The sequence below is a fragment of the Mycolicibacter sp. MU0083 genome, from assembly GCF_963378075.1.
GTDB lineage: Bacteria > Actinomycetota > Actinomycetes > Mycobacteriales > Mycobacteriaceae > Mycobacterium > Mycobacterium kokjensenii.
Map to the genome: position 1 here is coordinate 2,020,469 of NZ_OY726394.1, position 22,120 is coordinate 2,042,588.

24 protein-coding genes are annotated in these 22,120 nt (G+C 67.6%); 11 read left to right on the forward strand and 13 right to left on the reverse strand.

Annotation, left to right across the window (positions count from 1 at the left end; genetic code table 11):
• The first annotated feature begins 66 nt into the window (after positions 1-66).
• Positions 67-489 carry a hypothetical protein gene (locus RCP38_RS09305; protein WP_308476873.1) on the forward strand — a complete coding sequence of 141 codons (423 nt, stop codon included), beginning with the start codon at positions 67-69 and terminating at the stop codon, positions 487-489.
• A gap of 124 nt (positions 490-613) precedes the next feature.
• Positions 614-1,633, forward strand: a complete 1,020-nt coding sequence (gnd, locus tag RCP38_RS09310) for a phosphogluconate dehydrogenase (NAD(+)-dependent, decarboxylating) (RefSeq protein WP_308477152.1) — start codon at positions 614-616, stop codon at positions 1,631-1,633.
• A 101-nt stretch (positions 1,634-1,734) separates the two neighbouring features.
• Here gnd and RCP38_RS09315 read toward each other — a convergent pair whose 3' ends face one another.
• Both RCP38_RS09315 and RCP38_RS09320 read right to left on the reverse strand, forming a co-directional pair.
• Entirely contained in the window at positions 1,735-2,865 is a 1,131-nt protein-coding gene (locus tag RCP38_RS09315) for a nitronate monooxygenase (protein ID WP_308476874.1), read from the reverse strand.
• 143 nt (positions 2,866-3,008) lie between these two features.
• Positions 3,009-3,800 carry an HAD family hydrolase gene (locus RCP38_RS09320; protein ID WP_308476875.1) on the reverse strand — a complete coding sequence of 264 codons (792 nt, stop codon included), beginning with the start codon at positions 3,798-3,800 and terminating at the stop codon, positions 3,009-3,011.
• Positions 3,801-3,917: 117 nt separating this feature from the next.
• Between RCP38_RS09320 and RCP38_RS09325 the strand changes: the two genes are divergently transcribed.
• The 4 genes from RCP38_RS09325 (at position 3,918) to RCP38_RS09340 (ending at position 7,586) form a co-directional block, all read left to right on the forward strand.
• Positions 3,918-4,154, forward strand: a complete 237-nt coding sequence (locus RCP38_RS09325) for a hypothetical protein (RefSeq protein WP_308476876.1) — start codon at positions 3,918-3,920, stop codon at positions 4,152-4,154.
• 131 nt (positions 4,155-4,285) lie between these two features.
• Positions 4,286-4,792, forward strand: a complete 507-nt coding sequence (locus tag RCP38_RS09330; protein ID WP_308476877.1) for a hypothetical protein — start codon at positions 4,286-4,288, stop codon at positions 4,790-4,792.
• Between the two features lie 25 nt (positions 4,793-4,817).
• Positions 4,818-6,092, forward strand: coding sequence for a competence/damage-inducible protein A (locus tag RCP38_RS09335; RefSeq protein WP_308476878.1), 1,275 nt, complete (start codon positions 4,818-4,820; stop codon positions 6,090-6,092).
• A gap of 63 nt (positions 6,093-6,155) precedes the next feature.
• A complete protein-coding gene (locus RCP38_RS09340; protein ID WP_373692506.1) occupies positions 6,156-7,586 on the forward strand; it encodes a lipase maturation factor family protein in 1,431 nt (476 codons plus the stop codon).
• On the opposite strand, the gene RCP38_RS09345 is transcribed toward RCP38_RS09340, so the two are convergent.
• The 3 genes from RCP38_RS09345 to dtd all read right to left on the reverse strand — a co-directional run bounded on the left by RCP38_RS09345 (position 7,575) and on the right by dtd (position 9,982).
• The gene (locus RCP38_RS09345; protein WP_308476880.1) at positions 7,575-8,993 is read right to left on the reverse strand and encodes an HNH endonuclease signature motif containing protein; all 1,419 of its coding nucleotides are present in this window, start codon (positions 8,991-8,993) and stop codon (positions 7,575-7,577) included. The two genes, RCP38_RS09340 and RCP38_RS09345, sit on opposite strands and share 12 nt — an antisense overlap.
• Before the next feature lie 88 nt (positions 8,994-9,081).
• On the reverse strand, positions 9,082-9,504 hold the full coding sequence (locus RCP38_RS09350) for a DUF2834 domain-containing protein (protein WP_308476881.1): 423 nt from the start codon (positions 9,502-9,504) through the stop codon (positions 9,082-9,084).
• A 46-nt stretch (positions 9,505-9,550) separates the two neighbouring features.
• Complete coding sequence (gene dtd / locus RCP38_RS09355) at positions 9,551-9,982, reverse strand: D-aminoacyl-tRNA deacylase (protein ID WP_308476882.1); 432 nt, start codon at positions 9,980-9,982, stop codon at positions 9,551-9,553.
• A 53-nt stretch (positions 9,983-10,035) separates the two neighbouring features.
• On the opposite strand from dtd, the gene RCP38_RS09360 reads away from it, so the two are divergent.
• Positions 10,036-10,350, forward strand: coding sequence for an MTH1187 family thiamine-binding protein (locus RCP38_RS09360; RefSeq protein WP_308476883.1), 315 nt, complete (start codon positions 10,036-10,038; stop codon positions 10,348-10,350).
• Here RCP38_RS09360 and RCP38_RS09365 read toward each other — a convergent pair.
• The 5 genes from RCP38_RS09365 to RCP38_RS09385 form a co-directional block, all read right to left on the reverse strand.
• Complete coding sequence (locus RCP38_RS09365; protein ID WP_308476884.1) at positions 10,343-11,002, reverse strand: M15 family metallopeptidase; 660 nt, start codon at positions 11,000-11,002, stop codon at positions 10,343-10,345. The genes RCP38_RS09360 and RCP38_RS09365 overlap by 8 nt on opposite strands.
• Before the next feature lie 17 nt (positions 11,003-11,019).
• Positions 11,020-11,766 carry a peroxide stress protein YaaA gene (gene yaaA / locus RCP38_RS09370; RefSeq protein WP_308476885.1) on the reverse strand — a complete coding sequence of 249 codons (747 nt, stop codon included), beginning with the start codon at positions 11,764-11,766 and terminating at the stop codon, positions 11,020-11,022.
• Positions 11,763-12,278 (reverse strand): phosphatase PAP2 family protein, encoded by a 516-nt coding sequence (locus RCP38_RS09375; RefSeq protein WP_308476886.1) that lies wholly within the window; start codon positions 12,276-12,278, stop codon positions 11,763-11,765. Before RCP38_RS09375 ends, yaaA begins: the two co-directional genes overlap by 4 nt.
• A gap of 52 nt (positions 12,279-12,330) precedes the next feature.
• A complete protein-coding gene (locus tag RCP38_RS09380) occupies positions 12,331-12,789 on the reverse strand; it encodes an STAS domain-containing protein (RefSeq protein WP_308476887.1) in 459 nt (152 codons plus the stop codon).
• Positions 12,790-12,888: 99 nt separating this feature from the next.
• Positions 12,889-14,844 carry a neutral/alkaline non-lysosomal ceramidase N-terminal domain-containing protein gene (locus RCP38_RS09385; RefSeq protein ID WP_308476888.1) on the reverse strand — a complete coding sequence of 652 codons (1,956 nt, stop codon included), beginning with the start codon at positions 14,842-14,844 and terminating at the stop codon, positions 12,889-12,891.
• Between the two features lie 152 nt (positions 14,845-14,996).
• Here RCP38_RS09385 and RCP38_RS09390 point away from each other — a divergent pair, with 152 nt between their 5' ends.
• Positions 14,997-16,325, forward strand: a complete 1,329-nt coding sequence (locus RCP38_RS09390) for an acyltransferase family protein (RefSeq protein ID WP_308476889.1) — start codon at positions 14,997-14,999, stop codon at positions 16,323-16,325.
• A 29-nt stretch (positions 16,326-16,354) separates the two neighbouring features.
• Positions 16,355-17,059 (forward strand): Rv0518 family GDSL lipase, encoded by a 705-nt coding sequence (locus RCP38_RS09395; RefSeq protein ID WP_373692482.1) that lies wholly within the window; start codon positions 16,355-16,357, stop codon positions 17,057-17,059.
• 12 nt (positions 17,060-17,071) lie between these two features.
• Here the strand turns inward: RCP38_RS09395 and RCP38_RS09400 are convergent, their stop codons facing one another.
• Both RCP38_RS09400 and RCP38_RS09405 read right to left on the reverse strand, forming a co-directional pair.
• Entirely contained in the window at positions 17,072-17,329 is a 258-nt protein-coding gene (locus RCP38_RS09400; RefSeq protein ID WP_308476890.1) for a hypothetical protein, read from the reverse strand.
• Positions 17,330-17,460: 131 nt separating this feature from the next.
• A complete protein-coding gene (locus RCP38_RS09405) occupies positions 17,461-18,108 on the reverse strand; it encodes an HD domain-containing protein (protein ID WP_308476891.1) in 648 nt (215 codons plus the stop codon).
• Between the two features lie 116 nt (positions 18,109-18,224).
• On the opposite strand from RCP38_RS09405, the gene RCP38_RS09410 reads away from it, so the two are divergent.
• Entirely contained in the window at positions 18,225-19,199 is a 975-nt protein-coding gene (locus RCP38_RS09410) for a GlxA family transcriptional regulator (RefSeq protein WP_308476892.1), read from the forward strand.
• A gap of 22 nt (positions 19,200-19,221) precedes the next feature.
• Here the strand turns inward: RCP38_RS09410 and aceA are convergent, their stop codons facing one another.
• Positions 19,222-21,522 (reverse strand): isocitrate lyase ICL2, encoded by a 2,301-nt coding sequence (gene aceA / locus RCP38_RS09415; protein WP_308476893.1) that lies wholly within the window; start codon positions 21,520-21,522, stop codon positions 19,222-19,224.
• 171 nt (positions 21,523-21,693) lie between these two features.
• On the opposite strand from aceA, the gene RCP38_RS09420 reads away from it, so the two are divergent.
• Positions 21,694-22,059: a hypothetical protein gene (locus RCP38_RS09420; protein ID WP_308476894.1), complete on the forward strand. Its 366-nt coding sequence runs from the start codon at positions 21,694-21,696 to the stop codon at positions 22,057-22,059.
• Positions 22,060-22,120: the final 61 nt, after the last annotated feature.

A 22,120-nucleotide genomic window follows, 5' to 3' on the forward strand; every position in this document is an offset into this window, starting at 1 on the left:
CGACCACCCGTTAGGCTCTGTCGCGGGACCGACTGGTGGTTCGGATCGACAGACTAAGGGCCAAGAATGATTCGTGAACTAGCTGCAGCCGCATTGATCGCGGGCGCCGCGGGCGCAGGCGCCGTCAGCGTCGCACCGGCGGCAGACGCCTACCCCGGCGATGTGCCGGGCATGGCCGAGGGGCAGCGGCAGGGTGATGCGTGCTTCAGCTGGGAGCGCTTCATCTACGGCCACGGGCCCAACGGGCAGGCGCTGGCGTGCCACTTCATCGCCAACCAGTGGCCGCCCAAGGACACCGGATTCTGGCAGATCTCCTATCCGCTCTACGGCGTGCAGGAGATCGGTTCGCCGTGCCCGAATCCGCAGTCGGCGGCGCAATCACCCGACGGCCTGCCGCTGCTGTGCCTGGGCGCACGGGGCTGGCAACCCGGCATCTACACCGGCGGCATCGGCCCCTACTTCCCGCCGGGAATCGCGCAGGTCGGCTGATCGTGGCCTGAGCTCATTCCCGAGCTCCGGCAGACAGCGTTCGTCCAGCCTGTCGCAGTAGCCTCCTAACACCGAGCGAGGCTTGCCCGCCCGTACCGGGGTGGGGGACAGGAGCGTGACGGCTATGCGACTGGGCATGATCGGCTTGGGCCGAATGGGCGCCAACCTCGTCCGGAGGCTGCACGACGGCGGCCACGATTGCGTCGTCTACGACGCCGATGCCGGTGCGGTCACGGCGTTGACCGCCGACATCGACGTCACCGGGGTGTCCTCGGTGGCCGAGCTGGTGCAGCGACTGCCGGTCCCGCGCGTGGTGTGGGTGATGGTGCCGGCGGGCGCCGTCACCACCGGCGTCATCGAAGAACTCGCGGACGCGCTCAGTGCCGGCGATATCGTGATCGACGGCGGCAATTCCTACTACCGTGACGACATCGCCCACGCGAAACTGCTGGCGGACAACGGAATCCAGTTACTGGACTGCGGCACCAGCGGTGGGGTGTGGGGGCGTGAGCGCGGCTACTGCCTGATGGTCGGCGGTGATCGTGCCGCATTCGACCGGGCCGAACCGATATTCGCGACACTGGCGCCCGGCGTTGCCGCCGCCCCGCGCACACCGGGCCGGGACGGCGAGGTGACGCAGGCCGAGAACGGCTATCTGCATTGCGGACCCTCGGGTGCCGGGCACTTCGTGAAGATGGTCCACAACGGCATCGAGTACGGGATGATGGCCTCCATCGCCGAAGGCCTCAACATCTTGCATCACGCCGACATCGGCAATCGGGAGCAGCAGTCGGACGCCGAGACCGCACCGCTGAGCCATCCCGAGTTCTACCGCTACGACATCGACATCGAGCAGGTCGCCGAGGTATGGCGGCGGGGCAGCGTCATCGGTTCCTGGCTGCTCGATCTCACTGCCGGCGCTCTGGCGAAGTCGCCGGACCTGGAGGAATTCGCCGGTCGGGTCTCCGATTCCGGGGAGGGCCGTTGGACGGTCATCGCCGCGATCGACGAAGGTGTGCCGGCCCCGGTGTTGACCACGGCCCTGTACGCGCGATTCGCCTCACGCCACCTGTTCGAGTTCGGTGCCAAGGTGCTCTCGGCGATGCGCAAGCAGTTCGGCGGCCACGACGAGCGGTCGGGCTGAGGCCGCACGGTGGCCCGACACGAACGGGTCCACCGCCGCGACGTCGGTCGCGACGATGGACCCGTTCGATTGAAGCGTTCCCGGTGCCGTGTGGCAGCCGATCAGACTCCGGAGGCCTCGTTGAGAGCGTCCAGGGTGTTGGTCGCCTCCAGGTACTCCTGGATCCACCGCTCGATGACCGCCGAGGTCTTCTCCACCTTGGTGAACTGGCCCACGACCTGACCCACCGGGTTGAAGGCCACGTCGACGCTCTCGTTCGGGTACTTGTTGGTGGCCCGCACCGCCATACCCGAGACCATGTACTGCAGCGGCATGCCCAGCGGCTTGGGGTTCTCCGGGGCCTCCCAGGCCTCGGTCCAGTCGTTGCGCAGCATCCGAGCCGGTTTGCCGGTGAAAGAACGGCTCCGGACGGTGTCGCGGCTGCCCGCCTTGATGTAGGCGGCGTGCTGCGCTTCGGTGTTCGAGGACTCCTCGACCATCAGCCACTGCGAACCGGTCCATGCGCCCTGGGCGCCCAGCGCCAGCGCCGCCGCGATCTGCTGGCCGCTGCCGATACCGCCGGCCGCCAGCACCGGCACCGGTGCCACCGCCTTGACGACCTCGGGCCACAGCACGATCGAACCCACGTCACCGCAGTGGCCGCCGGCTTCGCCACCCTGGGCGATGATGATGTCCACCCCGGCCGCGGCGTGCTTCTGCGCCTGCCGAGCGGAGCCGCAGAGCGCGGCGACCTTGCGGCCGGCCTCGTGGATGTGCTTGATCATGTCCGCCGGGGGCGTGCCGAGCGCGTTGGCGATCATCGTCACCTTCGGGTGCTGCAGCGCGACCTCGACCTGCGGGGTGGCGGTCGCCTCGGTCCAACCGAGCAGCTGCAGGCTGTCTTCGTCGGCGTTCTCGACCGGCACACCGTGGTCGGCGAGCAACTTCTTGCCGAAGTCCAGGTGCTCCTGGGGAACCAGTTTGCGCAGCGACTCGGCCAGGTCGTCGGCGGACTGGCCGGAGTCCATGCCCTCGTACTTGTTCGGGATGACGATGTCGACGCCGTAGGGGTGGTCGCCGATGTTCTCGTCGATCCACTTCAGTTCGATCTCCAACTGCTCGGGAGTGAAGCCCACCGCCCCGAGTACGCCGAAACCACCGGCTTTGCTGACCGCGACGACCACGTCGCGGCAGTGCGTAAACGCGAAGATCGGGAACTCGATCCCGAGTTCATCGCAGAGGGGAGTGTGCATGACCTACTCCTTCAGAGGGCGGAAGATTGAAGTGGAACGTGTTCTAATTAAGTACCAGACTCGGCATCACGAGACCAGTCGGGCCTCGGTGCGCTGGCGAAACGTAACACTACCGGCAATCGTGTATTCGGTCAGCAATTGCCTCAGCGAGTGGTACAGGCGCGCAGCAGCGCCACGCCGAAACCGGCCGCGTGTCGCAATGATCTCCGGGTGGTGCGGACCGGATCGGCGATGCGCAGCACCGGCCAGTCGTGTTCGGCGGCCAGCGCAGCAAGTCGGGGGCGCGGATTGACCGGGCGGGGCCGACCCACCAGCGACATCAGGGCCGCGTCCTCATCGCCGTCGGCGTAGAAGTAACTCTGCCCCAGATCGATGTCATTACTCGAGCAGAACCGCTGCACCGTGGCCGCCTTCTGCGCGCCCCACACCACGGGTTTGACGATGTCGCCGGTGAGGATGCCCCGGTCGTCGACCTCGAACCGATTGCAGAGCACCTCGGCGATCCCCAGGAAACGGGCGACCGGCTCGGCATGGATGGTCAGCGCCGACGAGCTCATCACCACGGTATGGCCGCGTTGCTGGTGTGCTCGGACGATCTCGTGCATATGCGGGTAGATCCGGGCCGTGATGTGGTCGGCGAACAGGCGGGCGCCGACGCCGTCGAGTTCGCGCAGGGATTCGCCGCGCAGATACCCCGCCGCCCGTACCAGCAGTCGCTCGAATTCCATCCGGCCCAGCCGGTAGCGCACGGCGGCTTCGACGACTCCGAGTACCTCGCCGGCCCGGGCCTGCCGCCGCCGGATCCGATCCCCGGCGTGGGCGGTAGCGGTGAAACCGGCCACCAGGGTGCCGTCCAGATCGAAGAAGGCGCCCACCCGGGCGCCCGGTGCGGCGCGGGCGACGTCGGCGATCAGATCGCGCGGTGCGGCAGCCATCGGCGTCGATGTTACGTCGGCGGCACCCCGCCGCAGGAGCCGCCACGTGTTGCACGACCGGGGGCGGGCCGGGCGGCTGATAGCGTGATTTGGACGATATGAAAGAGGGTCGGCTTGATGAGCAGTGAGACCAGCGCGACCGACGCGCGGGAAGGCCTTTCGGAGAAGGCTGAAGGATCCGGCTGGACGCGCACCCGGCGCGAGCGTGTCGACGTTTACTCCCGCGGGATCTACCACGTACACGCGATTTGGCAGGACGACAACACGCTCAACGGTGGGGCCCACTACGAGGACTCCATTCTCCTGACGTACACGACCGATCTCGCCAAGCTCCAGAGCTGGTTGGGGCGCTGACGGCTCCGCGGTAACCGGGGCGGCTCCGGTTCGCAACGGTTGCATAAACGTCCCTCGTGTCACACAGGCATCAATTTTCACACGGCTAACTTCGGTCCCGACCTTGTAGCTAAACGGGATGGGATGACGCCATGTCACGAATTCGCAAGTACTTCACCGTCGCGGCCGGCGCCGCCGCCGGACTGTTCCTGGCTGCGCTGGGCACCAGTGCGACCGCCAACGCCGACACGGTGCCGATCAATCCCGGTCTGCCCGGCGTGGTCGAGCAGATGGTCGCGTCCTCGACGACCCTCCCGCAGCAGTTGTTGCAGACCACCGCCTCAGCGCTGGGCGGCACCACGATGGCCCCCGCCGCCGCACCCGGCCAGGCCCCGCTGGCGACCGCCACCATCAACGTGCCGCCCGCGGCGAGCCCGATGACGCAGCAGAGCTCCGCGACGGGCCTGTCCGGCTTGTCGAACCTGCCGGCGAGCCTGGGTTCGATGCTGCCGTTCCCGCTGCCGAACTTCGGCGGCACCGCGCCGGCGACCGCCGCGCCGACCGCCTACGCGCCCACCGGCTTCCTGCCGTCGATCCCGGCGGCGCCGGTGTCCACGGTGTCTCCCCTCGAGGTCATGCTGATCCCTGCGCTGCCGTAGGCCGTGACTGCGTAGTCTCGGACCGGTGAGCGCACGCGCAGGAATCGTCGTCACCGGTACCGAGGTACTCACCGGCAGGGTGGCCGATCGCAATGGACCGTGGTTGGCCGACCGACTCCTGGAACTGGGAGTCGAGTTGGCGCACATCACGATCTGTGGCGACCGGCCGAGGGATATCGAGGCTCAGCTGCGGTTCCTGGCCGCCGAGGGTGTGGATCTGATCATCACCAGCGGCGGCCTGGGGCCGACGGCCGACGACCTGACGGTCGACACGGTCGCCAGGTTCTGCGGCCGTGACATCGTCTTGGACACCGAGCTCGAAGCCCGGATCGCCGAGATCCTCAAACCCATGATGGCGCGCTACACCGGTCCGGGAGCGCCGGATTTCGCGACGGTCCGGGCGGCCAATCGCAAGCAGGCCCTGGTGCCGGTCGGCGCGACGATCCTGGACCCGGTGGGCACCGCACCCGGGGTGGTGGTGCCCGGGACGCCGACTGTGGTGGTGCTGCCCGGACCTCCTCGCGAGCTGCAACCCATGTGGCACAAGGCAATAGCAACCACCGCGGTGCAGGAGGCGCTGGCCGGGCGCACGCATTACGAGCAGCAGATGGTCCGGATGTTCGGCCTGCCCGAGTCGGGTCTGGCCGATACGCTGCGGCACGCCGAGGGCGCCGTTGAAGATTTCCACCGCCTGGAGATCACCACGTGCCTGCGCCGGGGCGAACTGGAGATCGTGACCCGCTACGAGCCGGAGGTTGCCGGTTCCTACGAGCGGTTGCTCACGCTGCTGCGCGACCGACACGCACGCGCGATCTTCTCCGAGGACGGCTCCCACATCGACGACCTGGTTGCCGCGGCGCTTCAGGGCCGCACGATCGCGACCGCCGAATCATGTACCGCCGGCATGTTGGCGGGGCGGCTGGCCGATCCACCGGGCGCCTCGGATTACCTGGCCGGCGGGGTGGTGTCCTACTCCAACGAGGCGAAGGTGGAACTGCTCGGAGTGGATGCCGCGCTGATCGCCGAGCACGGTGCGGTCTCCGAGCCGGTGGCCGAGGCCATGGCGGCCGGCGCACTGCGCCGCTTCGGGGCCGATACGGCGGTTTCGATCACCGGGATCGCCGGGCCCGGCGGCGCGACACCGGACAAACCGGTCGGCACGGTGTGCTTCTGCGTCGCGCTCGACGACGGCCGGAAGATCACCCGCACCACGCGGCTGCCGGGGGACCGGGCCGACGTGCGGGAACGCTCGACGACGGTGGCCATGCACCTGCTGTATCGAGCATTGTCAACCGACTGATTCGCGCCGCGGCCGGTGGTATGAACATCACACCGAGGAGTTGCGGGTGTGAGTACACAGTGGCTGTGGTCGACGGGTTCCGGGGACTGGCTGGGCCGGTTGGTGCTCGAACGCGGAATCGCGGCCGTCTACCTGGTCGCATTCGTCGCCGCCGCCCGCCAGTTCCGTGCCCTGATCGGAGAGCAGGGCATGCTGCCGGTTCCGCAGTACCTGCGACGACGACGGTTCTGGCTGACGCCCAGCATTTTTCACCTGCACTATTCGGACCGATTCTTCGCCGCGGTGAGCTGGCTGGGTGCCGGCGTGGCCGCGGCGTTGATGCTGGGTGCCGCGGGATCGGTGCCGCTGTGGGCGGCGATGGGCAGCTGGTTGCTGGTGTGGGCGCTATATCTGTCGATCGTCAACGTCGGTCAGACCTGGTACTCGTTCGGCTGGGAATCGATTCTGCTGGAATGCGGTCTGCTGGCGGTCTTCTTGGGCAACGACCGGGTGGCGCCGCCGGTTCTGGTGATGTGGCTGGCACGCTGGCTGCTGTTCCGCATCGAGTTCGGTGCAGGCCTGATCAAGTTGCGCGGCGATTCCTGCTGGCGTGACCTGACCTGCCTGTACTACCACCACGAGACCCAGCCGATGCCGGGGCCGCTGAGTTGGTTCTTCCACCAGCTGCCCAAGCCGCTGCACCGGGTGGAGGCAGCCGGCAACCATGTCGTGCAACTTGTGGTGCCGTTCGGACTGTTCGCCCCACAGCCGATCGCCGGAGCCGCGGCCGGGGTCATCGTCGTCACCCAGTTGTGGCTGGTCGCGTCCGGCAACTTCGCCTGGCTGAACTGGCTGACGATCATCCTGGCAGCCGGTGTCGCCGCCGGATCATTCCCCGCCGCAACGTTTTCGGGCGCATCGACCCGGGTGCCGCCCGACGCGCCCATCTGGTTCGCGGTCCTGGTGACGGTGTTCGCCGCGACGGTTCTGGTGCTCAGCTACTGGCCGATACGCAATCTCGCGTCCCGCGATCAACGGATGAACGTCACCTTCAATCCGTTTCATCTGGTCAACAGTTACGGTGCCTTCGGCACCGTCGGCCGCTCGCGTCGAGAGCTGGTGATCGAGGGGACCTCAGCGGCGTGCGTCACCGCGCAGACCGTATGGCGGGAATACGAATTCAAGGGGAAACCGGGTGCGGTCAAACGACGCCCGCGTCAGTGGGCGCCCTATCATCTGCGACTGGACTGGCTGATGTGGTTCGCCGCCCTGTCCCCGCGCTATGGACTGCCCTGGCGGGACGCCTTGTTGCAGCGACTCCTGCGCAACGACCGTGACACCGTGCGACTGCTGCGGCACAACCCTTTTCCGGATACTCCACCGCACTTCGTCCGAATCCTGGTCTACGACTACCGCTTCACCACACGCGCCGAACGGCGTCGCGACGGCGCATGGTGGCATCGCACCCTGGTGGGTGTCTATGTGCCGCCTACCGCGGCGGAGCTATTGCGCTAGTCCCCAGTTGTCGGGTGGTTGGGTGTTTTCGATGAAGTGGTAGGGGTTGGTGCGGGGTTGGCCGTGGTCTTGGTGGGGTGGGGGGATCCATTCGACTTTGCCGGTGGGTCCGAGTCGGGTGGTCCAGTGTTGGTCGGTGGCGGTGCGGTTGTCGGGGCCGCAGGCTAGGGCGAGGGAGTCGATTTCGGTGTGTCCGCCGTGGGCCCAGTCGTTGTCGAGGTGGTGGGCTTGGCAGCGGTAGCCGGTGGCGGGGCAGCCGGGTTTGGTGCAGCCGCGGTCGCGGGCGTGCAGGACGATGCGTTGGTCGGCGGTGGCCAGGCGTTTGGTGCGGCCGAGCCATAGGGCGCGGCCGTTGCCGTCGAAGATGGCGAGGTAGTGGTAGGCGTGTTCGGCCATGCGCAGCAGGTCGCGCATGGGTAGCACGGTGTCGCCGGCGGTGTGGGCTTTGCCGGTGATGGGTGTGGTTTCAGGCGTGGGGTGGCCGGTGGCCGCTTCGATTTCGGCGAGTGTGGTGGTGACGATGACGGTGACGGGCAGGCCGTTGAGTTGGCCGAGGTCTTTGGAGGCCAGCAGGGCGCGGACGGCGGCCAGGAGGGCGTCGTGGTTGCGTTGGTCGGGTCGGCGGTGATCGTTGTGGATCTGTTCTTCGGTGGGGGTGCCGTGCACGCAGGGGTGTTCGTCGTCGCTGTTGGCCATGCCGGGGGCGGCGAGTTTGGCCAGGATGGGTTCGAGGTGTGCGCGTAGTTCGGGGGTGAGTTTGCCGGTCAGGGTGCTCAGGCCGTCGGGGCCTTGGCGGCCCAGGCGCAGGCCGCGGTGGGTGTGGCGGTGGTGGTCGCTGTAGTCGGTGTCGTCGGTCAGGACGGCGATGAGGTGGTTGGCGAAGCGGGTGAAGGTTTCGGGGTCGTAGTCGGCGGCGAGGGTGGCCAGGTAGGCGTCGGCCTGGTCGCGTTTGGTGGCGGGGGTGGTGGCCGGGATCTTGTGGTGGGCTTTGCGGGCGATGGTGATGTGTTCGGGGCTGATGTGGCCGGCGGCTTGGGCGGCGGCCAGGGCGGGCAGGACGGGTGGCAGGGGTTCGCCGGTCATCGCGGTGCGGGGTCCGAGGTCGGCGGCTTCGGCGATGCGTCGGCGGGCGTCGGTGCGACTGATGCGCAGGCGTTCGGTCAGGTCGCGGCTCAGTGAGCAGGCGCCCAGGGGGCCGGGGTGGGCTTCGGTGGTCAGTCGGGCCAGGATCCGGTGGTCGACGGTCGGGGCCTGCCAGGTGAGTTTTTCCCGGCGGGCCAGGATCGTCAGCAGTTCCTCGGCGTCGAAGCCGTCGAAGCAGCACCCCGCCAACTGGGCCGAGGCGGTCTCGATCGTTTCCAGGCACCGCAGGACGGTGTCTCGGTCGGTGACGGCACTCCCTGTCATGATTCGAACGCTAGTGCGAACCACCGACAGAAAACCCGCCCGGACAGCCCCGGAAGTTAAGAGATCAATGAGAAAAATCGGGGGCGGGTTACCGCGTGCCGACCCAGACGGTGGTGGCCACCGACGCGACCGTCAGGACCGCCAGCAAGGCGATATCGAGACCGCCGAGGCGCGGGGTCTCCACCCCTTCGGCCGCCAACCGGCGCTCGCGGGCGATCAGGAACAGCGGAAAGGTCACGCTGATCGCGATGAGGAGTCCGCCCGCAATATAGGCCCACACGAAACGTACCCGGTGCCTTCGGGCCTCCAGAACCATCAGGACCGCCGCGGCCAGGAACAACAGCACGATGTCGACGGTGATCGAGCGCGACGCCGCCGTCACCGCGGTATCGGGCAAGAACTGGGACAGGTGGGAGGCGTCATAGGCCAGATTCTGGCTCCAGGTGGCGGCCAACGCGACGACGGCGATAGCGGCGTAGACACCGCAACGGACCTTGGCGGCAGTATTCATCCGATCACGCTAACGCCCGCGGCCCCGGGTCGATCGCGGTTTCTCCTCAGAGCTCCAGCAACACCGTCACCGGCCCGTCGTTGACCAGTTCCACCTGCATATGTGCCCCGAACCTGCCGGTCGCCACCCGCGCACCCAGATCGCGTAGCGCCGCGGCGAACTCATCGACCAACGGTTGCGCGACCGGTCCCGGGGCCGCGGCGTTCCACGAAGGGCGCCGGCCCTTGGCGGTATCGGCGTACAGGGTGAACTGGCTGACCACCAGAACCGGCGCGCCCACCTCGGCGGCAGACCGCTGATCGTCGAGAATTCGCAACTGCCAAAGCTTTTCGGCCAGTCGCCGTGCGGTAGCGGGATCGTCGGTGTGGGTCACGCCGACCAGCGCGAGCAGTCCCTGGCCGTCCGGTTCGATGGCGCCGACGATCTCGCCGTCGACACTGACCCGGGCCGACGAAACACGTTGAACCAGAACTCGCACGGCCTCGATGCTAGGTAGGCTCGCCCTGATGCCGATCGGGAGGGGTGAGTCAGGTGTCGGTACTGGTGGCGTTCTCGGTGACTCCGCTCGGCGTGGGGGAGGGCGTCGGGGAGATCGTCGCCGAAGCCGTGCGCGTCGTTCGGGAATCGGGCCTGCCCAACCGCACCGACGCGATGTTCACCGTGATCGAAAGCGATAGCTGGGCCGAGGCGATGTCGGTGGTGCAGCGGGCGGTGGAAGCCGTGGCGGCCCGGTCACCGCGCGTCAGCACCGTGATCAAAGCGGACTGGCGCGACGGTGCGGTCGACGCGATGAACGCCAAGGTGGCGTCGATCGAACATCACCTGGCACCACCGCCGATCAGTTGACCGGGACGTCCAGGATGGGACGTCCCACGTCGGCACCCGGACCGTTGAAATGCCACCACTCCCCGGAGTACACGGTCAGCCCGCCGGCCGTCATCGCGTCGCGCAGTGCGGCGCGTTCGGCTGCGGCCCGCGCACTGATCCCGTCGGCGAAAGCCATCGCGGTCGGCGAGAAATCGTCGAAGTCGGTGCCCATCTCGGCCAGGCGCCCCTGCGGATCCGCGGTGGTCACGTCGACCGACCTTCCGGTTTCGTGGCTGCGGGCCAGCGAACCGGGCCGGGCCACCCAGCTCGGGTCGGGCACCACCTCGAACATCCGGACCTGCACGGCGTGCGGGCGGTAGCAGTCCCAGAACACCAGGATCCGGCCACGGCGACGCAGGACGGCGGCCGCGGTCGCCAGGCCCGGCGCCAGCGACTCGTGCACCAGGCATCGGGCATCGGCGGGGTAGAGCTGCCGGCCGACGAAGTTGTTCGCGGTGGCATATCGCAGGTCGATGAAGGCGTCGGGCACCGCGGTTCGCACGTCGACGAAACCGGCCGCGCGGGCCTGCTCCGACACCGCCGGTACGTCGGCCCCCGGCGCGGCCTCGGCGCTACCGGTCGATCCGGCCAGTAGGACGCCGATAACGATCATGATCCGCAGTGTCGACATCTGCTCATTGTGCGGCCTCAGGCCGCGACCACGATCGTCAGCTTGGTGTCGTCCCGTTCCACCCGCATCCCGGCCCGACGAGCGGTGGCCGCCACGGCGGCGGCGTCGTCGGGCTCGGACCTGGTGGTGGCCAGGGCCCTGGCCAAGCGTCCCTTGTGGGCTTTGTTGAAGTGGCTCACCGACACCCGGCGGCCGTCGGGATGCTCGGCGACCACGTCCACGCGCACCGCGCCCGGGACGGTCGCCAATGCCGCGTACGACCCCGATCTGAGATCGACGACCAGCTCGTTCTGGGCGATCTCCGCCAGCAGCGGTTCCAGCACGGGCCGCCAGCGCCGGGACAGTCCGGGCCGGCCGGGCAACTTCGACGTCGCCGAGAGCCGGTAGGCGGGCACCGGGTCGGTGGCCCGCAGCAGCCCGAAGAGTGCGGAGCCGACCGCGAGTCGGGCGCCGGCGCGGACGGCTTCGGCGCCGCGCAAGGATTCGACGTCCAGGGCCTCATACAACACGCCGGTGTAGCGGTTGATGGCCGGCGCGGTGGGTGCGGTCCGCAGTGCGGCGTTGCGCTCGATCTCAGCGCCCTGTTTGGCGGACAGCCCCAGGGCGCGTCGGCTGGCCTCCGGATCCGCGGCCAGGGTGATCAACTCGTCGATCAGCTCGGCACGCAGATCGGTCAGCTGGGGCGAGGCCAGCGCATCGAGGCGCAACGGCGGGCCGTCGCCGTCGGCACGTTTGGTCTCCGATGGGGGCAGCAGCACGATCACAGCGCAGACGTTAACCGAGCCGTTCCGCACACCATTGCGCTGGCAAGCATTGCCGCTCCGACGGTATCGGTGACGAAGTGGTAACCGCAGGCCACCAGCCCGAGCATGCCCAGCAGACTCATCCCGGCGGCCACGGTCAACGCCCAACGTCGGGCCACTTCGCCCACGGTCACCACGACCATCATGCCGAGCACGGCCACCACGAGCGCGGTATGACCGCTGGGATATTCCAGGTAAGGCCCGTTGCGGCGATCGAAGACCTGCTTGAGCCCCGCATTGACCATGGTGACGGCGACCGGACAGGCCAGCACCGCGACGGCCAAGGCCCACTGCCGCCGGTAGAGTGCGACCGCCAGACAGGCCAACGACACCGCCAGCACCAGTCCGTCACTGGTGAAGGCCAACAGCCAACGCGGCTGGTCACCGAGGACCGTTCGGGTGTGGTGGCCGAACCAGCTGTCGACAACCGTGGAGCCGCGGCCCACCGCCCAACCCAGCGCCAGCGTGGCCAACAATCCGATTGGCGGCCACCAGCGCAGGATGGCGGCGAGACCCCGACCTATGTCAGGCCGATTTCTGGAACAGCGGCAGCAGCGCCTGACGGCGCTGGTCGTTACCGTCCGCCAAGGCGTGCAGTGCCTGGTCGACCGAGAGCGCGGTCGGGAACTTGGCGTCCTCGTCGAAATCACCCAGCAGCTCCGCTACCGCCGGGCCCTCGATCAGGGTCCATTCCACGCCGGCGGCGACGCAGTCCCCGTCGAGCACGCAGAGCAGCCAGATACCGGCGGGGGCGAACGAGGTGACCCCACTCAAGTCGAGTACCAGCGGTTCCTTGGCCAACACGAAACGTCGGACGTGTTCACTGAGCTGGTCCACGTTGGTGGCGTCGATCCGACCCCGGATCGTGATGACCGTCGCGAGATGCCGGTAGTGCGCCCGAACCTGTGCGCCGTCGCACTCGGTGACGGAATTGCCCTGCCGGGTGATCCGAGCCGCGCTGCGTGTGGTGATCTCGATTGCCATGCCAGCCCCCGCTTCCGATCGTGTTCGTTGCCGGCGGACGAGCCGACCTCGATGTTTCCCGACGTTATGCGGTGAAGTTAAGGCGCCTTGTGCGGCCGATTAACGCTTTCGTGAGATATCGAACGGTTCGGTGGTCCCGGAGAAGGCACTGATCCGTCCGTCGTGGTCCCGCGCATCGCCGTCGTAGCGCAACCGATAGCGCCCGGAGGGGGCATCTTCGGGAACGGCCCAGGTCAAGGTGACGGTAGATCCGCGGCGGCCGGAACGCCGCCAGCGAAACGTCGTCGACCAGTCACCGTCGTCGGCAACCGTCTGCCAGCCGTCCCCGGACTGTCGCTCCACCCGCAGATAGGTGCCACCCCGGTGCAGGTCGTTGTTGGGATAGGCGCCGGCGAACACCGCCTGCACCGTCGCACCGGGGTGATACAGCGGCTGCGGCGCCTGCAGGACGTCTCCGAATCGGTGGCCGGCGGCCGGTTCGTCGGCCACCGGCCCGCGGTGTGGCCGACGCCGGCGGCTGGGTTCGGCGGGACGACTGCCCTCGGGCACCGGCCGGCGGTCGCGGAGCGCGGTGGCCAATTCGGCCGCCACCTGCTGCAGGGCCGGTAGCTCCCAGCGGCCGAAGATGGTGCTGCCGCCTTCGTAGCGTTGTTCGTCGTATTCCTCCGGCGTGGTGACGTAGTGCAGGTAGCCGTTGCTGTAGCCGGCCACCAGGACGTCACGCAGTTCGGCGCCGACGATGTCGGCCACCGTGCGGCGCAACCGCAGCCCGGCCACGATGGTCACTTCGGCGGGAATCCCGATCAGGTACAGCTGCCCGATACGTAGCAGCTGCACCGGTCCACCCTCGGGCATCAGCAGCGCCAACGCCCGGTTGAGCCGGATTCCCGGGCCCACTGCACCTTTCGGAGCCTGTGCGTCGCGCAGTCGCCGCGAGAGCCGGTAGACCGTGTTGGCGATCAGCCCGTCGAAGAATCGGTTGCGGCCCTGCTTGAACAGCGGGTGGAACGGGCCGGGGCCTTCGTCGGTGCCGGCCAGGGCGGCCGCTCCGGCCATCGCCGGCCCGGTGCGGTGGGTTCGGCCGTCGCCGGTGAACTCCGGCCGCACCTCGAAATCGGTCAGGTCGACATAGGTGGCGACGGCGTCGAGGCCCCCGGTGATCGGGCTGCCGTGGCCCAGCGTCAACTCGGTGGCCGCGGTCGCCTGCCGGTCGCCGATGATCCGGGTGTTCTCGAACTCGTCCTCGGTGGGGCCGCTGCCCGGACGGTGGTTGAGATTCGGCGACATGTCCCCGGAGTTCGTCTGCGCGAAGGCGGCGATGAAATCCGGTGGGGTAGTGGCCAGATAGTCGATACCGCGGTCGAGGCGCTCGCACCGGTAGGAGGCATAGCCCTTGTTGTCGCCGCTGATCAACGTGTTGCGGTTGGTCATGGAGGTGCCGTGGGTGGCGAACCAGTTCACCGCACCGACCAGTCGCCCGTCGCGTTCGATGCGCAGCAACGTGGTCTGCGGATCGATCTTGTCCGGGAAGAAGGCGCGGTCGGACTCGGGGTTGCGGGCGAAAGACGACGGCGAGCGGTTGCTGCTCGCGTCGTGCAACCGCCCGACGGCGAGGCTCAAGCTCGCCGGGGCCAGGTCGGCGTGCGCCCGGTCGACGGCCTCACAGATGCCGTCGACGATCGCGTCGAACGTCTGGTGGTGGAATCCGTGGGTATTGGAGTTGTACAACCGGTGATCGGAGTAGCCGCCCGGGCCGCAATGGGTGTGTGTCGCCGTGAGCATCACGTTGCGGAAGCTGTACAGCTCGCCGTAGGTCGCGGCCAGGCGGGCCAGCACCTCGCGGTGAATGCTCTCCAACAGCAGTGGCACCTCGCAGACCACCAACAGCAGACGGTTGTCGGTGGCAGGGTCGACGAAGACGAACGCCCGCGCCCGCAACCGGGTGTGCAGGCCATCGGTTTGTTGCGAGGCCACGCCGTAGCCGAGCATGCCGCACTCGGCGGGTTCGCCGGTGATGTCGGCGATTCCGCGGCCCACCTGATAGTCGTCTGGCATCGGTACAGTATTCACAACCGTCTTACAGATCCCGTCGCCGACGCACCCGCCCGGTAACTTCACCGCGCCCGGCCCCGCTGCTAGTCTTCGATGGCTGCCGGCGCCGGGTTGCGTCCACTGATTGCCGGATGGTCTCGGCGGGGCCGCACCCCATGGCAGTCAGGACCAGCGGAGCCCACCGGCGAAAGAGTGTTGTGCGCAGCGGAGAGATCAAGGCCCTGACCGGGCTTCGCATCATCGCCGCGGTGTGGGTCGTGTTGTTCCACTTCCGGCCACTGCTGCGCCTGGCATCACCCGACCTCAGCGATGCACTCGCGCCGGTGCTGGACCGTGGCGCCCAGGGCGTCGACCTGTTCTTCATCCTCAGTGGCTTCGTGCTGACCTGGAACTACCTGGAACGCATGGGGGAGTCCTTCTCGGCGCGCGCCACCGTGCATTTCCTGTGGTTGCGGCTGGCCCGGGTGTGGCCGATCTACCTGGTCACCCTGCACTTGGCGTTGCTCTGGGTGATCTTCACACTGCACGTCGGGCATGTCCCGACCGAGGATCTGAGCCGGTTCAACGCGATCAGCTACGTACGGCAGGTGCTGTTGGTGCAGTTGTGGTTCGAACCGTTCTTCGACGGATCGAGTTGGGACGGGCCGGCCTGGTCCATCAGTGCCGAATGGCTGGCGTACCTGTTGTTCGCGGTAATGGTGCTGGCCGTCTACCGGATGATGCGGGTCACCTCGGCGCGCGGGCTGGCCGCCCTGGCCATCATCGCCTCATTGCCGCCGCTGCTGTTGTTGCTGGCGACCGGCCAGTTCTACACCCCGTGGAGCTGGTTGCCGCGCATCGTCATGCAGTTCACCGCGGGGGCGCTGGCCTGCGCCGCGGTACGCAAACTGGAACTCGGCCACGGCGCGGCGCAGCTGGGCGACCGGGTCCGCCGTACCGCGGGATACGCCTCCGTATTGCTCGTCGCCGCGATCGGCGGCGTCCTCTACTACTTCGACGGCCACCCCATCTCCGGGCTCTACGACAGCGGCGGCCTGGTCGACGTGCTGTTCGTGCCGCTGGTGATGGCTCTGGCGATCGGCACCGGGAGCCTGCCCGCTCTGCTGTCCACTCGCGTGATGGTCTACGGCGGTCAGATCTCGTTCTGCCTGTATATGGTGCATGAGCTGGTGCATACGTCCTGGAATTGGGCGGCACTGCAATTCGAGATCGGGTGGGACGAGGGGGTACCGCAGGCGAAGTGGATGGTGGGTGGACTGCTGGCGGCGGCAACGCTGTTGTCCATGCTGCTGTTCCACACCGTCGAAGAACCCGGCCGCCACTGGATGCGCCGGATGATCGGCGCCCGGGCGGATTCGGCACAAGTCACCCCGGCGGACGATCCGCTGGCCGTCGACCCGCCGGTATCGGAGAATCCCGATCACCCGAGCGACGACGTCGACGACGACGAGCGAGCATCGACCGTTCCGGCTACTGTGCGCTGAGTCGATAGGGGGAAGTGAGCGTGAGTCGGGTGAGTAGGTTTGCCGTGTCGTTGGTGGCCGTGGCCGTCACTGCAGCGGCGGGGACCGGGTACTTGTGCCGCGACCGGGAATCGACGCGCCACTACGACACGGTGCCGTTGAGTTCCTCACCGAATCGGATCGCGGTGATCGGTGACTCCTACACCTCCGGGTACGAGAACACCGGCCGTGGCGCGGCGAACTGGACCGAGCGCGCGTGGCAGACCTTGGCCGGACGCGGGGTCTACGTCAGCGCCGACGTCGCGGCCGAGGGCGGCGCCGGGTACGGCGTGCGTGGTAATCGTGGCGACCTGTTCGGCGACCTGACCTCGCGCGCCGTGCAACCCGATGACGCACTGGTGGTGTTCTTCGGGTCCCGTAACGACCAAGACGTCGACCCCGGCCAGCTGAGCAGACTGGTCGCCGACACCTTGGGATTGGCCCGCCGGACCACCCCCGGGGCGCGGATCCTGGTGATCGGGCCGCCCTGGCCCACCGCCGACGTACCGGCCAATGTGTGGCGGATCCGCGATGTGCTCAGCGCCGAGGCCCGCGTCGTCGGCGCAGATTTCATCGATCCGCTCGCCGAGCGTTGGTTCGTCGGCCGGCCGGATCTGATCGGTCCGGACGGCGTGCACCCCACCGATTCCGGGCACGCCTATATGGCAGAGAAGATCGTGCCGCTGATCGCGGGACAGTTGCCCAAGCGGACCTGACCGGCGCAGCCGCTAGTACAGCCAGATCCCGATCACTGTCGCCACCAACAACAGGGTGACCGTCGAATGGATGAGCAGCTGCATGAAATATATTCGCGAATAAGCTGATTCATCGAACCCCGGATACGGGTGCGCCCCCGCTCCGTCGCTGGTGACGTAACGGACGGGAGTCTCGCGGTACAGCTTCGGAATCGAAAAGATCTGCCGCGCAACGATGATCGTGGGGATCAAGGCCCGGGGACGTATTCTCCTGCGCACTGCGGTCACCATCCTCGTGTCTCGTTGCCGATGTGATGGATCGCTGCCTTAGCGGTCTCGGGCCGGGGGCTACCACCTTCTTACCGTGCTCCCGCGGGAGTTGGGTTTCCCCGAGATCAAATCTGCGTATCCGGCGTGCGGTCTTATTCGGGCCAAGCGTTGCCGAGGATCAGGTCCGCGAAGTCGGCACGTACGAACGCCGGATCGAAATGCGCAAGAACGTCGTCGTTCATGGTGCCGAACGTGGAGTGCGGACGATGTTTCATACCGTCGTTGAACGCGGCCAGAATGCACTTCTTGAAGTTCGGGCGGGGGTGAACAGCGGTGACGGCCGAGATCTCTTCGGAGGCCAGATCATCCAGGCCGATACCGAGTACGTCGGTCTCGACCCCGGCGGTGACCAGGGCGATCTCGGGGTCGAGGAATTCCGGGATCCCAGGGGTGGTGTGTAAGGCGATCGCGAGCCACACCTTGTCGGCGTGGGCCTTCTCGATGCCGCGCTGTGACAGGAAGTCCCGGGCCGCGCCGGCGCCGTCCACTTCGAAACGCACGGTCGAGGTCCGGTAGGGCTCCGTGAGACCCAGATCGTGGAACATCGCGCCCGCATAGAGCAGTTCCGGATCCGGCTGCAGTCCGCGCAGTCGGCCTTGCAGGGCACCGAACAGGAACACCCGCCGGGAATGGTTGAACAACAGGTCGTCTTCGCGGTCTCGGATGAACTCGGTGATCTCGCGGGTCAACGCCGTGTCGGGAATCGCGATGTCGGCGATAGTCTCGATCGAGCTGGTCATGGTCGCATCTCCTTGGTCGGGGTCATTCCCAGCCTGGGTGTGTCCGGCCGGATGCACAGCCGGTGATCGTGCCGTCTTTCCCACGGAATGGGACACCCCGGCGCGATAATCAGCGGGTGACGGAACCGACGGCGTATCCGCGGGTCGTGGTCATCGTCGTCTTCGACCAGGTCACCATGCTCGACGTGGCCGGTGCCGCCGAGGTGTTCGTGGAAGCCAACAGATTCGGCGCGGACTACCGGGTCACGATCGCCTCGATCGACGGTGCCGACGTGACCTCATCGATCGGAGCCCGGCTGGGCGTCACCGACCGCATCGCGGCCGTCGATCACGTCGACACGGTGATGGTCGCCGGCAGTGACCATCTTGCCCGCCGGCCGATCGATCCGGAGCTGGTCGACGCGGTGCGCGCGATCGCGGGCCGATCCCGCCGCACCGCGTCGATCTGCACGGGGTCGTTCATCCTCGCCCAGGCCGGCCTGCTCAGCGGTAGACGGGCCACCACGCACTGGCACGACGCCCGACTGTTCGCCAGAGCGTTCCCGGACATCACCGTTGAGCCCGACGCACTGTTCATCCGGGACGGGGACGTCTTCACATCGGCCGGGATCTCCTCCGGTATCGACCTGGCGCTGGCCCTTGTCGAGCTCGACTACGGCAGCAAGCTGGTGCGCGAGGTCGCGCGCTGGCTGGTCGTCTACCTCAAGCGCGCCGGCGGCCAATCGCAATTCTCGGTGCTGGTCGAGGCCGACCCGCCGCCGCAATCGGTACTGCGCAACGTCACCGACGCCATCGTGGCCGACCCCGCCGCCGACCACAGCGTGCAGAGTCTTGCCCGGCGGGCCGCGGTGAGCAAGCGCCAACTGACGCGGCTGTTCGTGGCCGAGCTCGGGACCACCCCGGCGCGCTACGTCGAAGCGATCCGCATCGACGCGGCCCGGGCGGCCCTCGACGCCGGCCACACCGTCACCGATACCGCACATCGGGCCGGATTCGGCAGCGCCGAAACGCTGCGGCGGGTGTTCACCGCGCACTTCGGTCTGTCGCCGAAGGCGTACCGGGACCGCTTCCGCACCGCTGCGGGCGGTTGACGACGCCTTCGGCGGTAGCGGATCAGTCCTGTTTCCCGATCAGCTTGCCGAGCGCGACCCGGTCCGGTGCCAGCAGTTCGTCGATGCGGGGTTGGTTCACATCCGCGACGATGATCTCGCCGACTTCCTGGTTGACGCTGCTGAAAATGCCCTGTTGCTTCATCTTCTCGGTCTGGTACAGGTTGTCCTGAGTGGGCGTGACGTAATGCACCGCCGCGGCCTTGAACCGGTGTACCAGCCACAGATGCGTCAACGTCATCAGCCGCTTCTGCCGGAACTTCTCGGCGAAGGTGTTCTGGTCGCGCACCGTCAAGATGCTGCGCCCGTGTCGGTCCTTGATCGGGTCCACGATCACGTTGGCCAGCTTGTCGTCGCCTTCGCCGTAGATGCCCAGCTCCAGCACATCGGATCCCGGGCGCGTCGGCCGCAGCTGCACCCGCAGCTTCTCGCCGAGTTGGTAGTGCTCGGCCCACAGCGCCAGCCAGTCCTCCAGCAGCTTCTTGGGCACCTCGGTCTGTACCAGGTGCTGATGCTGGGTGGAGCCGGCACCCATCGCCTTTGTGGTGGCGGTACGGCCCGACGACGCAGCCAGTGCGGCGTCGCTGCGCGGGCCGCCGACCAGGGTCTGCGGTGTGCGGTATGGAGATTCGACCAACCGCATCTTGCGTTGCAACCGGGCCAGCGCCAGCATGCCGTCCTGCAACAGGGTGGCCGCGAACTCTTCGGACGCCACGCCGTCGACCTGATGGCCGCCATAGGTGATGAAGTTGAAGACGAACCCCATCTTGCCGAGTTCAGCCGGGAACGCCCGCATCTCGTCGTCGGTCATACCGGTGGTGTCCCAGTTGAACGAGGGGGACAGGTTGTAGGCCAGCATCTGGTCGGGGTACACCGCATGGATCGCTTCGGCGAACTCCCGCGCATCGGCCAGATCGGCGGTCTTGGTCTCCATCCACAGCAGGTCGGCGAACGGTGCGGCGGCCAGCGACTTGGCGATCGCATAGGGGATGCCGCCGCGCACCTGGAAGTACCCTTCCGGGGTCTTGGCGCGTTCGCAGTCCCAACCGGGGTCGGCGTTGAGTTCGGCGGCCTTCTCCCGGGCGGTGTACAGCGGTGCCCGCGCGGCGAATTCGCGCCACTGCGCCGCGGTCATCTCTTTCGGCTCGCCTTCGCGTTCGGCGAAGTCCAGCATCTCGGCGACCGCATCCCCGAAGGTCATCAGCCCGGCATCGTTCTGCCACGCCTCGACGAACTTCGATTCGACCTCGTCGAAGATGCTGTCGACGGACGTCCGGCCATCGTTACGCCACCCGGCAGCGGCCTCGGTGATCAGCGCTGTGATCCCGTTGCGCTCCAGCCAGGCGTCCGCGGCGGCGTACTCGCCCTCGGCCAGCGCGTAGAGCAGGTGACCGTTGATATCGGTGACCCCGGCGTTGAAGAACTGGCGGGTCATCGCCAGGAAGCACGCCTTGTATGCCGGAATCTTCAGGTTGGTGGTCCCCAAGATGAACGGTTGGTCACGCTCGTCGCCGCGGCTCTCGACCAGGTTGGCGGCCTCGGCGTCGGTACGCGCCACGATGATCCCGGGCACGCCCATCAGGTCCAGTTGGAACCGGGCGGTGTTCAACCGCTTGATCTGCTCGTCGGAGGGCACCAGCACCTTGCCGCCCTGGTGACCGCATTTCTTGGTGCCGGGGCGCTGGTCCTCGATGTGGTAGCCGGGAACACCGGACTCCACGAATCTGCGAATCAGGTTGCGAACGTGGGGATCACCGCCGTGCCCGGTGTCGGCATCGGCGATGATGAACGGCCGGTAGTCCACCGCGGGAGTGGCGGCGCGCTGCTCCTCGGTCATCTGCAGTCTCAGGTACTGCTGATTGCGATCGGCGGTCAGCAGGGCGCGCACCAGTCCGGCGGCCTCGTCGGGTACCTGGCTCAGCGGGTAACTGGCCAGGTCCGGGCCCGGGTCTTCGTTGATGGAGCCCTTCGCGGAGGTGGCCCAGCCACCCAGGTAGATACCCTCGATCCCGATCCGCTTCATCACCACCGCTTGGCCGGGCGAATACGGGCCGAACGTGGTGATGCTCTTCTTCGCGGCGAACAGTTCGCGCAACCGCGCATAGAACGCGGTGGCCGCCTCGCGCGCGATCGGGTAGTCGGTGGGGATGGTGCCGCGCTGCTCGACGACCTGGCGGGCACTGTAGAGCCGGGTGATGCCGTCGAAACGCGGACTGTCGAAGTACTTCTGGATGGCGGCGATGTCGGCGTCGACATCACGTACCGGTGCTGCGCTCGCTGTCGGATTCGTCTCGGTTGTCGCCATGGAATGTCGCTCCCTTTCGCGCGGGCCCAGCGTGCTTCCTCCCCGTATTGTGCCGCCGTAGCCTGAGCGATAGTTCGTTTTCGACCGACAACTTGTCGAGTTCGCGCCCGGGTCCGGGAAGTCGCGTGAACCTATCGGATTCGTGCGACCGGATGACTAAGCTCGAGGTCTATGACGTCCCGGTCGAGCGGGTGGGGGCAGCACGGGCACCAGTGGCCGCAGCAGATGGTGCTCGGCCGCTGGGCGGCGCGTCGGATGAGCCGCCGTTTCGCCGGGGTCGGCGTTCGGATACCACCGGCGCGCCTGCGGCAGATGGCGGTCGATGCACCGCTGGCCTCGCCGGAGTCGATCGATTTCGCGTTCGCGCTGGCCGCCACGGAGATCAAGCAGGAGCAGCGCCTGGCCCGGGCGCGTCGAAACCGTCGCCGCCTGGTCAACGCGCTGATCGTGACGGGGCTGATGCTCGCCGCCCTCAACGTGCTGATCTGCATGGGCTACCTCTTCATCAGCCTGGCGCTGCGCGAACCGGTCATGTGATCGTTGCCCGGGTCAACTCCGTTGTGGTCAAACCTGTTTGACGTCGTCCTATCGGATCTGG